Below are 19,568 nucleotides of genomic sequence, written 5' to 3'. Positions count from 1 at the left end.
GTCGCAAATGGAGGTGCAGTGGCAATCTTTACGGACCCCATCAGGGAACATGCTGATTTCGGGCCGGGGGATGCCGAATGGCTGCACCTCCTGGTGGGGGACTGGCAAATGGTCGCGGACCTGGCGTTCGCGGACCTGGCGCTCTGGTTCCCCCACCCTGACCATGGGTACGTGGCGCTGGCGCATGTCCGGCCCTCCACCACCCATACCGTGTTCCACGGCGACTTCGTGGGGGAACCCATCCGCCCGGATCTCCAGCCACTCGTGGACAAAGCCTGGAACAGCCGCTCCATTGAGCGTTCCAGTGAAACCAACTGGAGCAGTGACATGGCGCTGCGGGTGGAGGCGGTCCCCATGGTGCGGAACGGCCGCACGCTGGCCGTTGTCACCACCCACATGGACCTGTCGAGCTCGCGGATGCCCTCACGGCTTGAGCTGACCTACCGGCAGTGCGCGTACGACCTTCTGCGGATGGGCACTCTGGGGTTGTGGCCGGACTTCGCCTCGCCCACGGGTTCCCGTCGCGGGGCTCCCCGTGTAGGTGACGGGTTGATCAGGCTTGACGCCGAGGGCATCGTTCAGTACGCCAGCCCCAACGGTGTCTCCGCTTTCCGGCGCCTCGGTGACGGGGAATCGCTGGAAGGGCGCTCGCTGGCCGAGGTCACCGCGAGCCTGCTGAAGGACCGCCGCATGGTGGACGAGACGCTGCCCCTGGTGGTGACCGGCCGGATGCCGTGGCGCAGCGAGATCGAATCCCGTGGGGTGAGCCTGTCACTGCGGGCAATCCCGCTGCGTGATGAGCAGCAGCGCTTCGGTGCGCTGGTTCTTTGCCGCGACGTGTCCGAACTGCGGCGGCGGGAGATGGAGTTGGTGACCAAGGATGCCACCATCCGCGAAATTCACCACAGGGTGAAAAACAACCTGCAGACCGTTGCTGCGCTGTTGCGGATGCAGTCACGCCGGATGGTCAGTGACGAGGCGAAGCAGGGCCTGGAGCAGGCGATGCGCCGGGTGGCCACGATTGCCCTCGTTCACGAAACGTTGTCCCAAGGCCTGACGCAGAGCGTGGACTTCGACGAGCTGATCGGGCGCCAGTTCCGGCTTTCAGCAGAAGTTGCCTCGCCGTCGCAGCAGGTCAGGACCGAGCGTTCCGGTATGTTCGGCGAACTGCCCAGTGATTTCGCCACCCCGTTGGCGCTGGTCATCAATGAACTCGTTACCAACGCGGTGGAGCATGGCCTTGAGGGGCGTACCGGAACTGTATGGCTTCTCGCTGACCGCTCCGAAGGGGATGAAGGCGAGGAAGAGTTGACGGTCACTATCGCCGACGACGGTGTGGGCCTGCCTCAAACGCCCCACGTTGAGGGTCTCGGCCTGCAGATCGTCCGAACCCTGGTGACCAGCGAGCTCGGCGGCACCATCCAGTGGCAGCCGCGTGAGGGCGGCGGCACCGCCGTTCAGATTCGCCTTAGCCTCGAAGCCAAGTAGTCACGGGACAGCGAAAGGCCCTGGCGGCAACCTTTGCGGGTTGCGGCCAGGGCCTTATCAAAAAGAGCTGTTTAGCTTACGCCTGTGTGTCTGACCGAATCAGGAAGCCCGGCGGGCGCGGGCTGCCCGCCGCTTGAGGGCGCGGCGCTCATCTTCACTCATGCCGCCCCAGACGCCGGCATCCTGGCCGGACTCGAGAGCCCACTGCAGGCATGTGTCCACTACCGGGCACCGGCGGCAGACGCTTTTCGCTTCCTCGATCTGCAGGAGGGCCGGGCCTGTGTTTCCGACGGGGAAGAACAGTTCCGGGTCCTTTTCGAGGCACGCTGCGCGGTTACGCCAATCCATGCTGATCAGTTGCTCCAATTCTGGGAAGAGCCCTTGTGAAATTATTCACTAGTAGCTACAAAGGAAAGGGGCCCGGCAGGGCCCCGTTGGTCATCTGAATCAAGCCTGTCATGTTAACGCTGTGTAAACAAGGGGTAATAAGGCTTGAAATACCGGGATCGCTGAGCGATACGTCACAGTGGCAGTATTGGCCCTCACCACTGTCCGACTATGTCCGGTAGGGTGCCAGTGTGTCAAGACCCCCTGTGTATCCCACCAACCCGCCGAGCGACCCGGAAGGCGCGGGCCAAGGCCCGGGGCAGCCGTCGCCGGAGCTGCAGGCGGGCGGGGCCCGCCCGGCACGGCCGGCAGCTGTCCTCGTGGTGGCGCTGATTGTGGCGGCTGAGGCAACAGCCCTATTGGCAGCCGCTGCCTGGTACGGCTACCAGCTGGCAGCAGGGAGCCCCGTTCTTTCGTTCTGGGGCGCAGTCTTCACACTCGGGCTGCTGCTGGCACTCTCGGCCTGGCTCTATTCAGTGGCGGTGTTCCTTTACCGGGGATACCGGTGGACCAGGGCGGCCGCGCTTGTGGCGCAGTTGTTCGTTCTGACCATCGGATTTCCCACGCTAACTGGCGGTCTGCCTTTGGCTGGAATGGCGATGCTGGTCCCGGCCGTCACCTCCATCGTGCTGCTGTTCCATAACAAGGTCATCAGTTTCGCTTCCCGTACCGGGAGCGGGACCCCCGCCCTGTGACCGCGGTGGCCGGGTGCATGTCTTTTGCGTGTCCTAGGTGTGTTCCTGCACGGGAGCAGCCCATCCCACCTGGATGCTACGGGCCAGGCCCTGGGAGATAAGGACGCCCCTGCCGGGCGGTGCGTTGGGCTCCACTTCGAATCGGACCCCAAAGAGTTCACCGTCCTGCATGGAACGCGGCGCGAGCAGGAGGCCGGTGCCGGTCGAGCGGGAGTTCATGACCAGTGGCACGCGTTGTATGAGCAAGGAGCCGTAGGTCGCGGTGAGAATCACTGGGTACCCCAAGGCGTTAAGCTCCGATAGATTCCGGATGGCCTCGGCGGGGAGGAGGTCGGCATCATCAGCCAACACCACCGTCCCCTTTAGCGTTTCACCTGCTGCAGCGGTGGCTAGTAGTCGCTTCCAGAAGTCGCATGGGTCAGTCCCATCTTCGGGACAGAGCCACGGGAAGCCTGGATTCATCAGCGGCAGCGCGCGAAGGACGTTCGTTTTTCCGGATCCAGGGCCGCCCAGGACGGTGAGTACTCCTGCCCCCTGCAGTCTGCAGGACGTTGGCTCAAGTTCGTCACCGCCCAGGCCCATAAGGATGTCCTGCAATCTGGAGCTATCCGCAGCGGCTATTTGCTGGCCGCGCCCGGTCAGCTGCCCTGCCACTCCGGCAGACTCTGCCGCCCGCCGTATTTTCGGGGCCGGCACCAACGCCGGCAGTTGTTCCACCCTGAACGGGCGCTTGCCTGGTTGGCTGCCCATGCTCTCCGAACTGTCCAGGCTTGCTTCGCTGTTGTCCAGGCAGGCCGCTGGTGGTGAATCCCAGGAGTGGTGAGGGCTCACGCTGTACAGCTGGGCGACAGCCGGCCCTCCGTGGGAGACAGGCCCGAAGGCCACGGCGCGCCCTTTGAGTTCGGCAGTGGCTGGCAATCGCGGCCACCCTATCCGGCTGTCCGAATTGGAACCGGTGGGGAAGTAGAGCCGGTTCGGAAATGCCGAGAACGCCCTGGAGCTGACGAGTTCGCGATCGCCGGCGACCATCAGAATGATCCCTGCGCGTCCGCCATCGCGGGCCAGGTCCTGAATAAGATCCTCGGCCCAGGCCAAAGGCCCTGCCCGGAACGCTGAAACCCATGAACCCCAGCCGGAGATAACAAGTACCAAGGGCGCTTCACCATGCTCGGCGGCTCGGCTCAGCCGGCGTGCCAATTCCTTTTTCAGCCGCTCGAGCACCCGGACGCCGCGCCGCAGTTCATGCAGGCCCGCATGCGCCCCGATGCTGCGGTGGGTTCCCATATCCAGAAAGGTACTGCCAGCATCCAAAATGTAGCCGTGTGCTTTGAACGGTTTCAGAAGCAACTGCGTAACGGCTAGTTCGAGCGCCTCTGTGGCGCCGGAGGACGGAGCGCCGATGAAGGCCAGGTGACTGTCTTCGGCCGGACTCCACTCAAGTGGCACCACTCGTTGCTTTTCCGGCAGGTCCAGCAGGCCGAGCTCAATTGACCATCCCGTGCTCCTGTCGCTGCCGGCTGGAGATGTCGGTGTTGCCTCTTGCGGGGCGGTCAGGTTCGCAGGAAGGGGAGGAGCGACTGGCCGCCTCGGCGCCGCTCCATTACGTTCAAGCCACAAGTTCCGCACCATGGCAACCAGTGGCGCTGCGGCCTCAGCAGGTGTTTGCCCGGTGCAGAGGCGACTTTCAGGGCCGGCCATCCCGGCGGAGGCGAGACCGTCCACGGCGAGCTGCACCTCGACTGCGTCCGCCAAGCGGGACTCGCCGTTGGTTGATGCTACGGCTGACGTCTGAAATTCCTGCGGAGCTTCCGTACCGCGTGCCAGGAAGGCCCGGCCCGGTGCGTCAATGCTGATGGCGGCCGCAACTCTGGAATTGATGATGTCCGAGGACTCCATCTCCGATTGCACCCGAAGCGCAATGCTCGAGGTGACATTGGCCCGGATGTCTGCGGTCAGGGCCCCTTGTGGCCGTTGGGTGGCCATAACCAGATGGAGTCCCAGCGAGCGACCAATGGCTGCGATCCGCATCAACTCCCGGAGAGCTTCCGGGGCATCATCCACGAGCATGCGGAACTCATCAATGACTATGACCAGATGGGGGAGGGGGAAATCCTGTGAAGCGCGGGTGGACCGGTATGCCGCGATATCCGGCACCCGGGCGGAAGCCAGCGCTTCCTCGCGCAGCCGGATTTCTGCACGGAGGGAAGTAAGGGTGCGTTCGAGGTCGTCAGCGGACAGGTCCGTCAGGAGCCCGACGCAGTGCACAAGTTCCGCGAGGGGACCGAGCCCTGATCCGCCCTTGAAATCCACAAAAAGAAAATTAACCCGCTCGGGTGGGTAGCTCAGGGCCAAAGCTAGGGTGAGGCTGCGGAGGAGCTCCGACTTGCCGGAGCCTGTGGTTCCGGCAACCAGTAGGTGGGGGCCGTCGACCTGAAGGTCCAGGGTGCGCGGTCCCATGGCGCCCAGCCCTAAAGGAATGTTGAGGCCGTGATCCGCGCCGCTTGCCTGCCAGCGGGCAGCAGTCTGGCGAGGAGAGAGCTGCAGCACGTCCTGGAGTGAGCACACAGTGGGGACAGCCGGTTCGTCGTTGACCCGCCGTTCGCGACGCGAGGCGAGCTGTCTGCAGAAACTGAGGAAGACGTCCTCCGGTGCCAGATCAGGGACAAAGGTGACATCGCCGGCCGTAAGCCGCAAGACGGATTTCCGCTCGGAAAGTTCCACATCACAAGCGCTTGCACCTTCTGCAGGCGCGAGAAACTCAAGGACCTGCCAACCCAACGCCGCTGCACTTTCGCCAACGGTGCCGCCGTCGTCGCCTGAATCGCAGGGTGCCAGCAGGAGTACGCCGTATTGATAACTCCGCCCGAAGCCCTCGCTGAGGATGCGGAGTAGGTCGTGGGCAGAAGCGGTGAGAATGACTCCGGGCAAGTAGCGGGCGCCCAAGGGAAGGCGACCTGCTTCACCATAAATCACGATTCGTGTGCCGTGGCCCGTGGGGTAGCCGGCAAGTTGCATCACAAAGGAACGAACAATCCCGTCCGCCACTGCACTTGGTCCCCGGAACGTGGTCCGCTGGACCGTTGGGTCCAGGAACACAGGAACTGTGCATAAGGAGGGGACGCGCACCAGCAAGGCGGCTGGCTCGACTCTCACATTTGCGGGCTGCGGAGACTCCCCGAGCCGCAGCCATGCGCCTTCTTCGCCAGAGGAAACAGAGGTAGGAGCCTGCCTCTGACTGACGGCCAGCGTTAGGATCGCCAGGGAAGGGCCGGCCCGGCGTCGTCTTTCCCGGTCTTCTGCCACGGCCGCTGCGACGGCTTTAGCGAGGTCGCGGCGCTGCCGGCGCCCTGAGGCGAGGGGCACGAGGACAGACACTGCCGATCCGGCTGCAAAGGCGAGGAACATCCACACACCTGTGAGCACGGCAAGTCCTATCCCGATCAGCAAAGGAAGAAGGGCGGTCACCAGGAGCATCGTCCTGTTGCCTGTATCCATTCGGCCAGGGACGGTGAGGGGCTGCTGTGTGGAGGTCCCGGCGTAGGCAAGTGTTTTGTCCGCCAGGTCCATAAATACCAGCGACATAGTTGTGTTGCCACAGGTGATGATCGAGTCCGTGGAGATGACGGCGTTCCGGACCCGTTCCCCGTCGACGTGGATGCCGTTTGCGCTGTCCAGGTCGATGATCATGATCTCGGTCTCGGTGACGTCGAGGCGCGCGTGTTCGCGGGACAGTTCCGGGTCCGGGATGACGATGCGCGTGCCGCTCCGCCCGAAGGAGTAGGAGCCCCGCCGCAGCGGCACTACGGTGCCCGCCCCTACACCGGTGTGCACAGCAAGGGCGAGGCGGGCGTCCTCGGCCGGCGCCCGCCGTCGGACCTTCCGGGCGTTCCGCTGTGAGGCCCTGTCTACAAGAATGGCGCCGTTGGTCAATGGTTCCGAGCCCACTGTCATCCACCGGATGTCATTGCCATTGATCGTGATAGGCCCAGTCGCGAACTTTTGGATCAGCTGAGCATGGACAACTTCGCCAGGGGTCCCCTCGGGAGCATTAATGGTCAGTTCAAGTGGTGATTCCTGCAGCCCGGAATTGGGGCTGCGGACCAGCGTGCAATGGAATCTCATCGGTACAAATCCTCACGGCCTTTTCACCCACGCTAGTGAGCGGTTCGCCGCGTCGCTCGGAAGAGTTTCCGTATGTGGACAACGGCCGGCGCCGCTCGGTTGGCATCGCTGGAAACTACGACCGCGTGGCGGTCCCGGGTTCTGCGGGAAGCCGTGTGAACACGGCGTTCTGCCTGAGCGCAAGCCGGATCTTCGGCCCGCCTGCGGCGGCGCTTGATTCGACGGCGCCTGCAGTGCCTCGGGTAGGCTAGAGCAGCAGACAATGCGCACCATTGCGCTGCCCGCATTCAAACCAGGAGATTTTGTGACCGCTGACCTCGTCATTGTAGGGTCCGGCTTTTTTGGCCTGACAATCGCAGAACGGGCCGCTACTGAGCTCGGCTTGAAGGTCGTAGTCATCGACCGCCGCCACCACATCGGCGGCAATGCCTACAGCGAAAAAGAAGAGCAAACGGGTATCGAGGTGCACCGCTACGGTGCCCACCTGTTCCACACATCCAACGAGCGCGTGTGGGAGTACGTCAACCGGTTTACCACCTTCACGAACTATGTCCACAAGGTTTACGGCGTGCACAAGGGCGAGGTCTATTCCCTGCCGATCAACCTGGGCACGATTAACCAGTTCTTCCGCGCCAACCTGACCCCTGGCCAGGCGAGGGACCTCATCCAGGAGCAGGCCGGCGAGCTTGCCGGAACTGATCCGCAGAACCTCAATGACAAAGGCATCCAGTTGATCGGCCGGCCCCTTTATGAGGCGTTCATCAAGCACTACACCGGCAAACAGTGGCAGACGGATCCGAAAGACCTGCCGGCCGGCATCATCTCGCGGTTGCCTGTTCGTTACAACTACGACAACCGGTACTTCAACGACAAGTACGAGGGTCTGCCCACCAACGGGTACACGGCGTGGATTGAAAAGATGGCCGAGCACCCGAACATCGAGGTCCGGCTGAACACAGACTTTTTTGACGAGTCGCACGAGTACAGCAAAAACAAAGTTGTCGGCAACATCCCGGTGATCTACACCGGCCCGGTCGACCGGTACTTTGACTACGCTGAAGGCGACCTGTCCTGGCGCACCATCGACTTCGAGGAAGAGGTTCTTGAGGTCGGGGACTTCCAGGGAACATCGGTAGTGAACTACAACGACGACGACGTGGCGTACACGCGCGTCATCGAACCCCGCCACTTCCACCCTGAGCGTGATTACCAGACAGGAAAGACGGTCATCATGCGCGAATTCTCGCGCTTCGCCGAGAAGGACGACGAGCCGTACTACCCAATTAACACCTCTGCAGACCGCGACCGGTTGCTCAAATACCGTGACCTGGCAGCGGCGGAGAAGGCCGTCCTGTTCGGTGGCCGGCTGGGAACCTATAAATACCTCGACATGCACATGGCCATCGGGTCCGCGCTGAGCATGTTCGACAACAAGATCCGGCCGCACTTTGAGAGCGGCGTACAGCTGGAAAGCGGAGGCGTGGACGCATGACTACTACTGAAGAGTCGTCCTCATGGAGCGTTCTTCAGCGAGTGATCCTCCCTTCCGCCGACCAGACGGACACCATTCCGCTTTACGTGGATGCCGGTCCGGCGAGTGGTATCCGTTTGCGGGAGAATGACGAACTGGCGCGCTCGCCGAAGCTGCCCGAAGACAAACTGCAGATGTTTAGCTCCGGCGTGAGCCAGGCGCACTTTGAGGACTTGCTGTCACGGGAATCCATGCGGGTTCGACCCGGCGAGCAGGTTTCCTTCGGCACCTACTTCAATGCATTCCCCGCGAGTTATTGGCGGCGGTGGACGTCCGTCCGGGATATCCGGCTCGTCGTCAGGACAAGGGGCGCCGGAACAGTCACGGTCTACAAGTCAAACGCCCGCGGTTCAATTCAGCGGGTTGACGGCCGCCACGTCGAAGCGGATACCACCTCGATTTTCGAGCTACCGCTCAAACCATTTGGTGACGGCGGCTGGTACTGGTTTGATCTCGCTGCCACCGCTGACGGACTGGTGCTGGAAAGCGGACAGTGGGAGACAGCGGAGGCCGCCCGTGAAAACGGGCAGGTGACGTTGGAAATCACGACGATGAACAAGCCCGGGTTCTGCCTCAACAACGCCCGGATCCTGGCGGAAAACCTGGACGTCCTCACCGACGTCAAGGAAATCCTGATCGTGGACCAGGGCACGGAGAAGGTGGAGGACCAGGAGGGTTTCGCTGAGGTAGAAGCGTCCCTCGGGGGCAAATTGCGGGTGATTAACCAGGCAAACCTGGGCGGGTCCGGCGGCTTTGCCCGCGGCATGTACGAGGCTGTGGAGAACGGCAGCGACTACGTCCTGCTGCTTGACGACGACATAGTTGTCGAGCCCGAAAGCATTGTCCGGCTTCTCACGTTCGCCGACCATTGCCGCAGACCGACAATCGTCGGCGGACACATGTTTGACCTGTACAGCCGCAGCGTCCTCCACACTTTTGGTGAGGTCGTCGATCCTTACCGGATCGTGCCGGCCCAGCCGCACGCCGACATGGAACTCCGTCACGACTTCAGCGTCGCCAACCTTCGCCAGACCGCCTGGCTGCACCGCCGGGTGGACGTCGACTACAACGGCTGGTGGATGTGCCTCATCCCAACGAAGGTGATCGAGGAAATCGGGCTCTCTCTCCCGCTGTTCATCAAGTGGGACGACGCCGAATACGGTCTCCGTGCCCGGGAGGCCGGCTACGCGACAGTATCGATGCCGGGTGCAGCGGTTTGGCACGTCTCATGGGCCGACAAAGACGACATGGTCGGTTGGCAGTCATATTTCCATGAACGCAACAGGCTGATCACTACCCTCATCCACAGCCCCTACCCCAAAGGTGGGCGTGTGTTGCGTGAATCTGTCCAGGCCGATGTCAAGCACCTTGTATCAATGCAGTACTTTACCGAGCACGGCCGGATTGAAGCACTTAAGGACATGTTCAAGGGACCCGATGACCTCCACCGGGTCCTGGCCACCAGGCTTCCTGAAATCAATGCGCTGAAATCCGAATACCCGGACGCCCAGTTGAAGGACGACGTTGACGACTTCCCGGCGCCAAAGCTGGGCCGGGGCCCCATGGGGGGCGCCCCGATCGGTATGCCGCGCAAGAAGGACCTTGTTCCCTGGGGCATCAAGACGGTGTCGCGTCAGCTTGTTCAGACCCCCGCGCCGGAGAGCTCCGAACGTCCGCAGGGCTTCCTGGCGCACCGCGACAACCGTTGGTTCCGGCTTGCACACTACGACAGCGTCATTGTGTCCAACGCCGAGGGCACCGGGGCCTCGTGGTACCGGCGTGATCCCAAAAAGCTTAAGTCGATGCTGGCCGAGGCCACCCGCTTGCACCTTCGGCTCTACCGTGAGTGGGACAAGCTGGCTGAGCAGTACCGCAGTGCCGTTCCGGAGATCACCTCGATGGCGGCCTGGAAGAAGACGTTCGACGCCGACTCCCAGGATGGCCGCTAAATGGGCAGCCAGATCGACGAGCTGGTTAAGCCTGGGACAGGCCGGGGTCTCCTCGACATCTACGGCGACCGTTTCCTGCTGAAGCTGCTGGTACGCAAGGAAATCAAAATCCGCTACCGGGGATCCGTGCTCGGGCTGATGTGGTCCTATGTAAAACCGCTGATGCAGTTTCTCATCTACTTCATCGCGTTGGGCGTCTTCCTGAACCTTGAGAAAGGGACACCGAACTACGCCATTTACCTCTTTTCGGGCATCGTGCTGGTCAACTTCTTCACGGAATCCTTGTCCAATGCCACCCGCTCCATCGTGGATAACCGGGACCTGATCCGGAAAATCTACCTGCCGCGGGAATTGTTTCCGGCGGCTACCGTGTGGGTTTCGGCCGCTCACTTCCTGCCGCAACTGCTGGTGCTGGTCGCCGCGTGCCTGGTTGTGGGGTGGAGCCCGTCTGTCCTGCAACTGGCCGCGGCCGTCCTGATCTTCTTCATGATGGCAGTGCTGGCTACCGGCCTTGGCCTCATGTTTGGCGCGGTCAACGTCTACTTCCGCGACTCCGAGAACATCGTGGACATGATCGTTATGGTTGTCACCTGGGCCTCGCCTGTTCTTTATGTCTGGACCATGGTGGAGCGCGTCATGGGGCCCTGGTACTGGCTCTACCAGCTGAACCCGATCACCACCGCCGTCGAAGTCTTCCACTGGACTTTCTGGGAGCCGACGCTGAAGGCGAACCAGGTGGTCAGCGACACCATGCCCCCCGACCTGCTGGGATTTTGGCTCCCCTTGTCACTGCTCATCTCACTCGCCATCCTGTTTCTTGGTCAGTTGATGTTCCGCCGCCTTTCCGTACACTTCGCCCAGGAGCTCTGACATGACCTCGCACGGCCACGTAGCCATTAGCTGTACCGGTCTCCGGAAGCAGTTCGTCCTGCGGCACACCCGCTCCCTCAAGGAAGCTCTCGTGTGGTTGGTCAAGGGCCGCAAGGGCGATCTCTCCAAGAGGTTCCTTGCACTCAAGGACGTCTCGCTCGAGGTCAAGCAGGGAGAGACCGTGGCCCTCATGGGACTCAACGGATCCGGCAAATCGACTCTGTTGAAGCTGATCTCGGGCGTGCTGCAGCCGGACGGCGGAACCGTGCGCACGCGTGGCCGGGTAGCAGGGCTGATCGAGGTCGGAGCCGGTTTTCACCATGACCTCAGTGGACGCGACAACGTCTATTTGAACGGCGCCATCCTGGGTATGTCGGAGAAACACATCGATGAGATGTTTGACTCCATCGTGGAGTTCTCTGAGATCGGTGAGTTCATCGACACCGAAGTAAAGTTCTATTCCTCGGGCATGTACCTTCGGTTGGCGTTCTCCATCGCGGTCCATACCGACCCCGAGGTCTTCCTTATTGACGAAATCCTCGCCGTCGGGGACGAACCCTTCCAGCGCAAGTGCATTGCGAAGATCAAGGAGCTGTCGGACAAAGGCAAGACGCTTTTCGTCGTAAGCCATGACCTGGACCTCGTTTCCACAGTATGTGAGCGCGGTGTCCTGCTGGAACACGGCGAAGTGCTGATGGACGGACCCGTCCGGGACGTGGTGGCGCAACTCAGGCGACGGTCTGCAGCCTGAGCCAGGCCAATGCATGCCGCTGTGGACAGTAGGGCTGGACGCAGCAAGGTACCCTTGAACGTGCCGCTGCCGGCCGGCGCCTCATCAACGGGTGCTTTATGAAGAGATTTGATGGATGAGGAGCAGGAGTGACGGAGCAGTCCACTCTCGTGCGATCTGAGCTCCGGCGCTCCAGGTCAACCGGCGTGCGCAAGGATATTCAAGCGTTAAGGGCTATCGCTGTCGGCCTGGTGGTCCTTAACCATCTGTGGCCGGACCTGCTCCCGGGGGGCTACGTCGGTGTCGACGTTTTCTTCGTCATCTCGGGCTACCTGATCACCAAGCATCTCCTTGCACAACTTGACGAAACCGGCGGACTCCGTCTTGGTATGTTTTACGCCCGTCGTGCCAAACGGCTGCTGCCCGCAGCACTGCTTGTTGGCGTAGTTTCCTTGGCGGCGGCCTGGCTTATGCTTCCCTTCTCACGCTGGACCAGCGTGGCGCAGGAAACGCTCGCGTCAGCTTTTTACGTTGAGAACTGGGTGCTCGCCGCCAAGTCCGTAGACTACTCGGCCCACAATGAGCAGGCATCGACCGTTCAACACTACTGGTCTTTGTCGGTGGAAGAACAGTTCTACCTCGTCTGGCCACTGTTGTTGCTCGGTCTCTTTGTGCTGGCTCGACGGAAATCCGCTAACAACAGGGTTGTGCTGCTTTCAGGCATGGGCGTTGTGTTCGCGGCGTCGTTGGCGTTCAGCGTCTTTTTCACTGAGACCAGCAAGAGCCAGGCGTACTTCGTCACACCCACGCGTGCATACGAGTTTGCAGCTGGAGCGCTCATTGCATTGACGGCCACGGAGCGCGTCCGCCAGTCCGGGCCCGCGTCCTGGAACGTCAGGGGCTGCCTGCAGTGGCTTGGCTATGGTTTGATTTTCGCCGCCGCGCTTGTTTTCACTCAACAGACACAGTTTCCGGGCTATCTCGCACTAATTCCGGTCCTCGGAACGGTTTTGGTCATCGTCTCAGGACCCCGCGGGCCATTGTGGTCACCCAACTTTTCGTTGAACGCCCGCCCGGTCCAGTATTTGGGCGACATTTCGTACTCCTTGTACTTGTGGCATTGGCCGCTTATCGTGCTGGGCCCGAGTCTGCTTACCCGTGAGTTATCCACAACAGACCGGTTCGGCCTGCTCGCAATCGCACTCCTGTTGTCCGGACTGACCAAAAAATTTGTCGAGGACCCGGGCCGCAGCAAATTGTTTGCACGATCCAAACCGCGAGCAACACTGCTGTCCATGGCGGCCGCGATGTCTGTCATGGCTTTGCTGTGTGGTGCACTCTTGACGGGGGCGGGGGTAGCTCAGAGCGCCGAGGCCCAGCGCATTCGTGACCTCGAGAATAGCCCGTGCTATGGAGGGCGCAGCATGAATCCGGAGAACAACTGCCCGAATGCCTTCGGCGATCCTCTGGTAAACAACGTCGGCCCGGCGGAAGCCCCCTGGTTTTCAGAACCGGAATGCAAGCTGGCATCCAATCCGATTACCGTCCAGGACAAGAGATACCTGAACGAGTGCGACTTCTCCGGCGGGAAACAAGGGGCGGCCGACGTCTGGCTCGTGGGGGATTCCCATGCAGAGCAGTGGAAGGTGGGCATCATCGAGCTGGCCCGAAAGAACGGTTGGCGGCTGCATGAAAGTCTTCTCGGCGGTTGCCCGGTCATTGACGCCACGCGGGTGGCCTTTATGGATGTCCGCACCCGCAGCACTGTGGTTCAGCAGCGCTGCCTCGACTGGAGCCGGCTGGTCTCCGACCGGATCTTGGCTGAGAACCCGGACATGGTGTTTGTTTCATCGTTCGGATCCAAGGAGACCGTCGATGATGGGAGCGGTGGCTCACAGCTTGAACAATACGCCACCGGCGTCCGGTCCAGGATCGGTGTCTGGGCAGAGAACGGCACGCGCATTTTCCTGTTGCGGGACACTCCGTTGACGTTCAAGAAGAGCACGCCCGAATGCCTGGCACGCAACCGCGGGAATGCTCCGGCATGCGCGAATGAGCGCGCCTTGGCGCTGCCGCCAGACCCTATGGCGGAAGGCGTAAGAAAACTTGGCTCCGCCAACGCGCATGTGCTGGACTTGTCCGACCAGTTCTGCGATCTGCGTAGTTGTTACGCCGCCATCGGCGGCTTGCACGTCTACTTTGACGCCGATCACGTGTCAAGGAGCTATATGAGATCTTTGCAGCCCGTCCTTGAGTCGCGCTTCCGCGAGGCTTCCGGATGATTTCGCTGCAGCTGTACAAGCGGACTTGTCCGTTTGCCGTTTCCGGGATGAGTAAACCCAACGAGTTGCTGAGGATTGAATAGATGGCCATGAAGGACAGCGAAGTACAGAAGTTTGGACGGCGCGGTTTCCTTGCGATCATGGGTGCCCTGCCCTTGGCGCTCGCTTCTTGTGCGCAGGAACCGAAGACCGTGCTGGCGACTGCCAGCGCCGATGCCTTCCCCGTTACTGTCGACCACGAGTTTGGATCAACCACCCTCGACGCTCCGCCCCAACACGTGGTGGTACTGGGCGCCGCAGAAGCAGACATCTGCATGGCACTGGGACTCGGTCCGGCGGGCATGTCCAAAACAGGGCAGACCCCTTGGTTCACTGTGGCCATGAGGGCAATCGACGCGCCCGTCCCATACTTCTTCAATGACCGGCAGGGGATACCGGTTGAGGAAATCAAGAAGCTGAAGCCGGACGTAATTTTGGGTCTCGGCTCAAGCTTGTCGAGGGACATGTATATGGAGCTGTCGGATTTTGCGCCGGTGGTAATTCCGGCAAAGAACGAAACAGTACGTGACTGGCGGTCCAGTGTCAGGCTCATCGGCCGCGTCCTGGGCCGTGAAGACGCCGCGAAGGCTCTGATCGACACAACGCAGGATGCGATCAAGTCCGCAGTTCAGGACTATCCAGGACTGCCGGGGTCCACTGTTCTGTACCTAAGCGCGTCTTCGGTTCCCGGCGCAGATATTCGCGTATTCTCCGATTCCTCCCTGCCCGTGAAACTCCTGAAGGAATTCGGGTTGGCCAGCAACGCGCCCGTTTTGGAGTTCGCTCAGGCTCAGGGGCGGCCCGCGGATACCTCGGACGTCCCGGCCTCCTACTGGCTGCCAGGCGAGCGGGCATCAGAACTTTCCGCCGATGTCCTGGTTGTTTCCATCGGAGCTGACGATATGGCTGCCTTCAAGGCGAAGGGGGCGGTGCCCTCATTGCCAGCCTTCGGGAAGGGGAAGGTCTATTTCGTGTCAGGGAACGAGGCTTTGTCCATGGAATCGGGCTCCCCGCTTGGCATCGCCTGGGCCGGAAGGAACATCGTTCCAGAAATTGCCAAGACGGCCTATCTCTCAAAGTCCAGATAGGCACTAGGCTACGACGGCGGCTCCGTACGGCCGCCGTCGTTGACCGTTAGCCGCACGCGGTGACCCGGAACAGCCTGGCTTTGCCGACTGCCCTGACCAATTCGACGCCGGGGGCGGAATCATCGGCAAGGTCCCGGACGCCGAGCAGGGGTTCGGCGCGGGGGGTGATTTCGGTATCGCCCAAGTCCAGCGCCCAGTAGGCTTTGAGGTCATGGATGGCCGGGCAGACGCGGGGGTTGTACGCAGCCTCGCTCCAGTGGTCCAGAAGCAGCTGTTCCTGTTCGGTCCTGATGCCGAAAATGTGCGGCGCAACGGTTCGTCGCCCGCTGAACGCATAGACGAGCGCCGCGCCCGTTCGGGGGTTGCCTACGATGACATCGCTAGCTGGGACCAGCCCGGCCACCTGGTTGAACAGGGCGACTTCGTCGGTGCTCACAAGGCCGGAGACGTCACTGGTTGAGAAAACAGTATGAAGACGGTTCTGCACTCCGTTAAGGGATCCACCCTGAACGCCGAGGCCGAGTACCAGGAGAACCGTGCAGCCCACGGCTGCCTCGGTTCTCCCAGGCAGCTTGGCCAGTAGCCGGGAGGCAACTTTCTGCGATGGGCCGGTATTGCTGGCCGCTTGACCCACGAACGTACCCGCAAGCCAGCGCACACGCCAAACGACCCATTCTGCACCCAGGACAACAACTGGCAGAGTGACCATCGGCAGAAGGGCCGCAAGACGGTAGCTGTCGGTATACCAGACGCCAGTGAGGAAATCTCGGAATGCGCCGTTTGACCAGCTCGAGACAACGACAAAAAGCACGCCGCCAACGGCGTACATGCCTGCCACCCACCACAGCCGCCGGAAATGGCGCGCAACGACATAAAGGCCGATGACCGTGAGGATCATAAGGAGCCAAGCCGTCGTAGTACCCATCGGGGCACTGCCCAGAATTTCGCCGAGGGCCTTCGCGTTAGTCTGGAACGAAGTCCACCCCGCCGTAGAAAGACTAGGGCGGACGACGATCCATACAGCCAAAGTCACCACAGCGTAGATGGCAGCGAACGCCAGCCATTTCCAGGCGCTGGACCTGGTTGAAGCACCGTTCCTGGCGGCTAGCACGGCGCGCACGCAGGCGGCAGCGACTACGGGACTGGCAAAACCAAGGAGCGCCACGAAAGCGCTGGGGTGGGACAATGCAAGGCCAGGCAGAGTGGCCAGCAAGGCCAGCCCGGGAGGCAGCCACGATCTTCCCGGGGAACGCGACATCCCGAGGGCTTCGATGGCCAGAGCCAAGACCGCCGGAAGCAGGGCGAGCGCCGCGTGGTTCGGATACAGAACGCCGTAGGCGACCATGAGATAGGGGAACGCGCTGAAACCGGCAGACAGCACGCCGGCCGCGAGCAGCGGCATTGGCCGGTAGCCGACCACCCTGCTGATGAGAAACAGACATGCCAGCGGCCAGATGACCGCGCCGGTGACGATAGTCCCGACATTCACAGCCACCATTACCGAAGGCGCGCCAAGCATAAGTACCAGAGCCATGGAGTCATGCATGGCTGCTGGGTAGAGCCCGCGGGATGCCTCGGTGAGGTTGCCCAGCATCAGCGTCGAACCATTCTGGGTCTCTGCAATGTGACGGACGGCATTGAGATGGTAAATATTATCGAAGGTCTCGGAGAAGCTCTCCGGGGAACCGAAGCCAGCGACGTACCGCGCACCGATGATCACTGCTGGAAACAGGACGGCCACCGGGATGGCCAGCCGCGACACCCAGATACCAGTGTCCGAGGCGGATAAGCGGAGGTTTGACTCGAGACGCCAGTGGGTGGCGGTGAGCCCGGCCCGTTCCCGGCGCAGTCGGAGCAGGTGCCTGACGGCCAGCACCAGCCCGGCGAGCAAGCCCGTGATGGCGAAATACGTGACAGGGTTAAACGGGAGCCGAAGGTAAGGCAGTACGACAGCTATAGAGCCGGCCACCGAAGCAGAGACCGGTGCCGCCAGAGCTGCGAGATTAAGCCGCCGCACTCCAGCTGCGGCAAGGATCAGCAGGCCCGGCAGGAAGTAGACCAGTAATGTTGCGGCGAACGTAGGGAGGGTTTCCCACCAAGTCATCGATCAAGCTCCTCATAAGTCACCACCAACCTTACAAGGGAGGGGCAACTTGCTTGGAATTCACGGGCATCGAGGGGGGAGTTAGGTCGGGGCGTCGGCCCCGCACGTCGCTTTCTGCAGTCAAGGGGGACGCGCTCTCACCGCTATACTTGCAAATCATGCGTAACTCACAGCGATCTGGCGTGCTCATTGTCATGCCAGCGTGGAACGAAGCGGAAGCGATCGGGAACACCATCCGCCACGTGTTATCTACGGTTCCTCAGCATGACGTTCTGGTCGTCGATGACGGCTCCAAGGACGACACGCCGCGGATCGCCCAGGAAGCCGGGGCCACAGTACTTCGTTTGCCGTTCAACCTCGGCGTCGGCGGGGCCATGCGGGCGGGGTTCAAGTACGCTCTCCGCAACAGGTACCGCGCCGTTATTCAGGTAGATGCTGACGGACAGCACGATCCGCACGATATCGATCGCGTGCTGGCGGGCCTCGAGCATGCAGACATCTCAATCGGCGCAAGGTTCGCGGGCCGAGGCAACTACGGTGCAAAGGGACCTCGCCGTTGGGCCATGTTTTTTCTCGCCAAGGTGATTTCCCGCATCGCCGGGACGAGTCTGACAGACGTGACGTCAGGCTTCCGCGCCGGGAACGAGGCAGCCATCCGGCAATATATATCGCACTTTCCGGCCGAGTACCTGGGCGACACTATCGACTCCCTTGTCGTGGCGATCAAGTCCGGTTGCACGGTGACCCAGGTACCGGTGGAGATGAAAGCCCGTCAGGCGGGCACCCCCAGCCAGGGTCCGTTCAAGGCCTCCATTTACCTAGCCAGGTCCGGGCTTGTTCTCTGTTTCGCGCTGGCGCGACGCAGGACACCCCGGCTGACCGAATTACATGCGCCGCTGTCCGGCGACATCGCCGGAGAGGGAAGTGCCTAAGGAATGAATGTTGCCGGTTCCTTGATTCTTGCCATCATTATGGTGGCGGTTGTCCTTGTTATGCTCCGCAATGGGCGTCTTCGCGAGAAGTACGCCATCCTGTGGCTTGTCATCGGTGGTCTCACGATCATTTTGGGCATGTTTCCTCGACTGCTGAACTGGGCAGCGTCGATGGTGGGCGTGGTAGTGCCCGCCAATTTGCTCTTCTCCCTTTCGATTCTGCTGCTGGTGGGAGTCAGTCTTCACGTATCACGTGAACTGACCGTCCTGGAGGACGAAACCAGAATTCTCGCTGAAGAAGTGGCTATTCTTCGCGCCGGATTCGAGCAACTGCAGCATCAGATCAGCATTACCCAGCCGACAGCAGACGACGGTCCGTCGGGACCCGGAACACCGCCAACCGAGAGAAGATGACAGTGACTATTGACGTAATGTTCCCGTACTACGGCGACGTGGCAATGATGAAAGCTGCAGTCGACTCGGTACTCGCACAGGACGACAGGGACTTCCGCTTCACGATCGTGGATGACGGGTATCCGGATGACAGCCTGCCGGATTACTTCGCCGCCCTCGTGGCAGGCGACGATCGGGTCCGCTACTTCCGTAACGAACAGAACCTTGGTGCCAACGGCAACTACAAGAAGTGCGTGGGCCTGGTCGAGCACGACGTCGTGGTCATCATGGGTGCAGATGACGTTATGCTCCCAAACTACATCAGCACCGTACGCAAGGCATTCCAGGATCCTTCCGTCAGCATTGTGCAGCCGGGCGTTGAGGTCATTGACGAGAACGGTGCCGTTTATGCGCCCCTCGGCGACAAGGTCAAGCAGTACCTTCGGCACCGGCTCGTGGGCCAGTCTTCAGAGGCAATCGTCTCAGGGGAGGCTATTGCTGAGAGCCTCATGATCGGGGACTGGCTGTACTTCCCGTCCGTCGCGTGGCGCGCCGAAGCCGTCAAAAAACATGACTTCCGGCCGCAGTACGACGTCGTTCAGGATCTGGCATTGGCCATCGACATCATTCTTAGTGGGGGGAAGATGGCTGTGCTGGACACCGTCTGCTTCCAGTACCGCCGGCACCGTGAGTCTGACTCGTCCGTCCGTGCGCTGGATGGCCGGCGGTTTGCCGAGGAACGGGCCTTCTTCGATGAGTGTGTACGCGACTTCAGCGCCAAGGGCTGGGACAGTGCCGCTCGTTCAGCACGCTGGCACCTGACGTCGCGCCTGAACGCCGCATCGCTTACTCCAAAGGTCGTTTCGAAGGGAATGTGGCCGGGCCTGCGCAAACTGGTGGCCCACGCCGTCCGGCCTTAAGGGCCAGGGAAGACATTCCAGATCCACGTTTCGACCCG

The 19,568-nt window shown here is 61.5% G+C and carries 14 protein-coding genes; 11 read left to right on the top strand and 3 right to left on the bottom strand.

Going from position 1 to position 19,568, the window contains the following annotated elements; all coding sequences use genetic code 11:
- The first annotated feature begins 18 nt into the window (after positions 1 to 18).
- Positions 19 to 1,488: a sensor histidine kinase gene (locus tag M1E07_RS13440; RefSeq protein WP_461187169.1), complete on the top strand. Its 1,470-nt coding sequence runs from the start codon at positions 19 to 21 to the stop codon at positions 1,486 to 1,488.
- 99 nt (positions 1,489 to 1,587) lie between these two features.
- On the opposite strand, the gene M1E07_RS13435 is transcribed toward M1E07_RS13440, so the two are convergent.
- Positions 1,588 to 1,836, bottom strand: coding sequence for a WhiB family transcriptional regulator (locus tag M1E07_RS13435; RefSeq protein ID WP_015937605.1), 249 nt, complete (start codon positions 1,834 to 1,836; stop codon positions 1,588 to 1,590).
- 230 nt (positions 1,837 to 2,066) lie between these two features.
- Between M1E07_RS13435 and M1E07_RS13430 the strand changes: the two genes are divergently transcribed.
- Positions 2,067 to 2,570 carry a hypothetical protein gene (locus M1E07_RS13430; protein ID WP_461187168.1) on the top strand — a complete coding sequence of 168 codons (504 nt, stop codon included), beginning with the start codon at positions 2,067 to 2,069 and terminating at the stop codon, positions 2,568 to 2,570.
- 33 nt (positions 2,571 to 2,603) lie between these two features.
- On the opposite strand, the gene M1E07_RS13425 is transcribed toward M1E07_RS13430, so the two are convergent.
- Entirely contained in the window at positions 2,604 to 6,692 is a 4,089-nt protein-coding gene (locus M1E07_RS13425) for an FtsK/SpoIIIE domain-containing protein (protein ID WP_461187167.1), read from the bottom strand.
- A 304-nt stretch (positions 6,693 to 6,996) separates the two neighbouring features.
- Here M1E07_RS13425 and glf point away from each other — a divergent pair, with 304 nt between their 5' ends.
- The 6 genes from glf to M1E07_RS13395 all read left to right on the top strand — a co-directional run bounded on the left by glf (position 6,997) and on the right by M1E07_RS13395 (position 15,181).
- Complete coding sequence (gene glf, locus M1E07_RS13420; RefSeq protein ID WP_461187166.1) at positions 6,997 to 8,184, top strand: UDP-galactopyranose mutase; 1,188 nt, start codon at positions 6,997 to 6,999, stop codon at positions 8,182 to 8,184.
- A complete protein-coding gene (locus tag M1E07_RS13415; protein ID WP_461187165.1) occupies positions 8,181 to 10,172 on the top strand; it encodes a glycosyltransferase in 1,992 nt (663 codons plus the stop codon). The genes glf and M1E07_RS13415 overlap by 4 nt, the downstream gene beginning before the upstream one ends.
- Entirely contained in the window at positions 10,173 to 11,042 is an 870-nt protein-coding gene (locus M1E07_RS13410) for an ABC transporter permease (protein ID WP_461187164.1), read from the top strand.
- A gap of 1 nt (position 11,043) precedes the next feature.
- Positions 11,044 to 11,793 carry an ABC transporter ATP-binding protein gene (locus M1E07_RS13405; protein ID WP_307094533.1) on the top strand — a complete coding sequence of 250 codons (750 nt, stop codon included), beginning with the start codon at positions 11,044 to 11,046 and terminating at the stop codon, positions 11,791 to 11,793.
- Positions 11,794 to 11,978: 185 nt separating this feature from the next.
- A complete protein-coding gene (locus tag M1E07_RS13400) occupies positions 11,979 to 14,054 on the top strand; it encodes an acyltransferase family protein (protein ID WP_461187163.1) in 2,076 nt (691 codons plus the stop codon).
- Positions 14,055 to 14,137: 83 nt separating this feature from the next.
- Entirely contained in the window at positions 14,138 to 15,181 is a 1,044-nt protein-coding gene (locus M1E07_RS13395; RefSeq protein ID WP_461187162.1) for an ABC transporter substrate-binding protein, read from the top strand.
- Positions 15,182 to 15,227: 46 nt separating this feature from the next.
- Here the strand turns inward: M1E07_RS13395 and M1E07_RS13390 are convergent, their stop codons facing one another.
- Positions 15,228 to 17,285 (bottom strand): DUF6541 family protein, encoded by a 2,058-nt coding sequence (locus tag M1E07_RS13390; RefSeq protein ID WP_461187161.1) that lies wholly within the window; start codon positions 17,283 to 17,285, stop codon positions 15,228 to 15,230.
- 158 nt (positions 17,286 to 17,443) lie between these two features.
- Between M1E07_RS13390 and M1E07_RS13385 the strand changes: the two genes are divergently transcribed.
- The 3 genes from M1E07_RS13385 to M1E07_RS13375 are packed head-to-tail and all read left to right on the top strand — an operon-like array spanning position 17,444 to position 19,530.
- Positions 17,444 to 18,217 (top strand): glycosyltransferase family 2 protein, encoded by a 774-nt coding sequence (locus M1E07_RS13385; protein WP_461187160.1) that lies wholly within the window; start codon positions 17,444 to 17,446, stop codon positions 18,215 to 18,217.
- A 3-nt stretch (positions 18,218 to 18,220) separates the two neighbouring features.
- Positions 18,221 to 18,631, top strand: coding sequence for a DUF2304 domain-containing protein (locus M1E07_RS13380; protein WP_461187159.1), 411 nt, complete (start codon positions 18,221 to 18,223; stop codon positions 18,629 to 18,631).
- 2 nt (positions 18,632 to 18,633) lie between these two features.
- On the top strand, positions 18,634 to 19,530 hold the full coding sequence (locus M1E07_RS13375) for a glycosyltransferase family 2 protein (RefSeq protein ID WP_461187158.1): 897 nt from the start codon (positions 18,634 to 18,636) through the stop codon (positions 19,528 to 19,530).
- Positions 19,531 to 19,568: the final 38 nt, after the last annotated feature.

The organism is Arthrobacter sp. Z4-13, from assembly GCF_054792705.1.
The sequence above is the reverse complement of the archived record's forward strand: the minus strand, read 5'-3'. Positions and strand labels throughout refer to the sequence as shown.

Excerpts from the sequence above, each read along its gene's own strand:
- M1E07_RS13435 (WP_015937605.1), bottom strand. The coding sequence starts at position 1,836 with ATGGATTGGCGTAACCGCGCAGCGTGCCTCGAAAAGGACCCGGAACTG.
- M1E07_RS13395 (WP_461187162.1), top strand. The coding sequence starts at position 14,138 with ATGGCCATGAAGGACAGCGAAGTACAGAAGTTTGGACGGCGCGGTTTC.
- M1E07_RS13380 (WP_461187159.1), top strand. The coding sequence starts at position 18,221 with ATGAATGTTGCCGGTTCCTTGATTCTTGCCATCATTATGGTGGCGGTT.
- M1E07_RS13405 (WP_307094533.1), top strand. The coding sequence starts at position 11,044 with ATGACCTCGCACGGCCACGTAGCCATTAGCTGTACCGGTCTCCGGAAG.
- M1E07_RS13415 (WP_461187165.1), top strand. The coding sequence starts at position 8,181 with ATGACTACTACTGAAGAGTCGTCCTCATGGAGCGTTCTTCAGCGAGTG.
- M1E07_RS13410 (WP_461187164.1), top strand. The coding sequence starts at position 10,173 with ATGGGCAGCCAGATCGACGAGCTGGTTAAGCCTGGGACAGGCCGGGGT.
- M1E07_RS13385 (WP_461187160.1), top strand. The coding sequence starts at position 17,444 with ATGCGTAACTCACAGCGATCTGGCGTGCTCATTGTCATGCCAGCGTGG.
- M1E07_RS13390 (WP_461187161.1), bottom strand. The coding sequence starts at position 17,285 with ATGACTTGGTGGGAAACCCTCCCTACGTTCGCCGCAACATTACTGGTC.
- M1E07_RS13425 (WP_461187167.1), bottom strand. The coding sequence starts at position 6,692 with ATGAGATTCCATTGCACGCTGGTCCGCAGCCCCAATTCCGGGCTGCAG.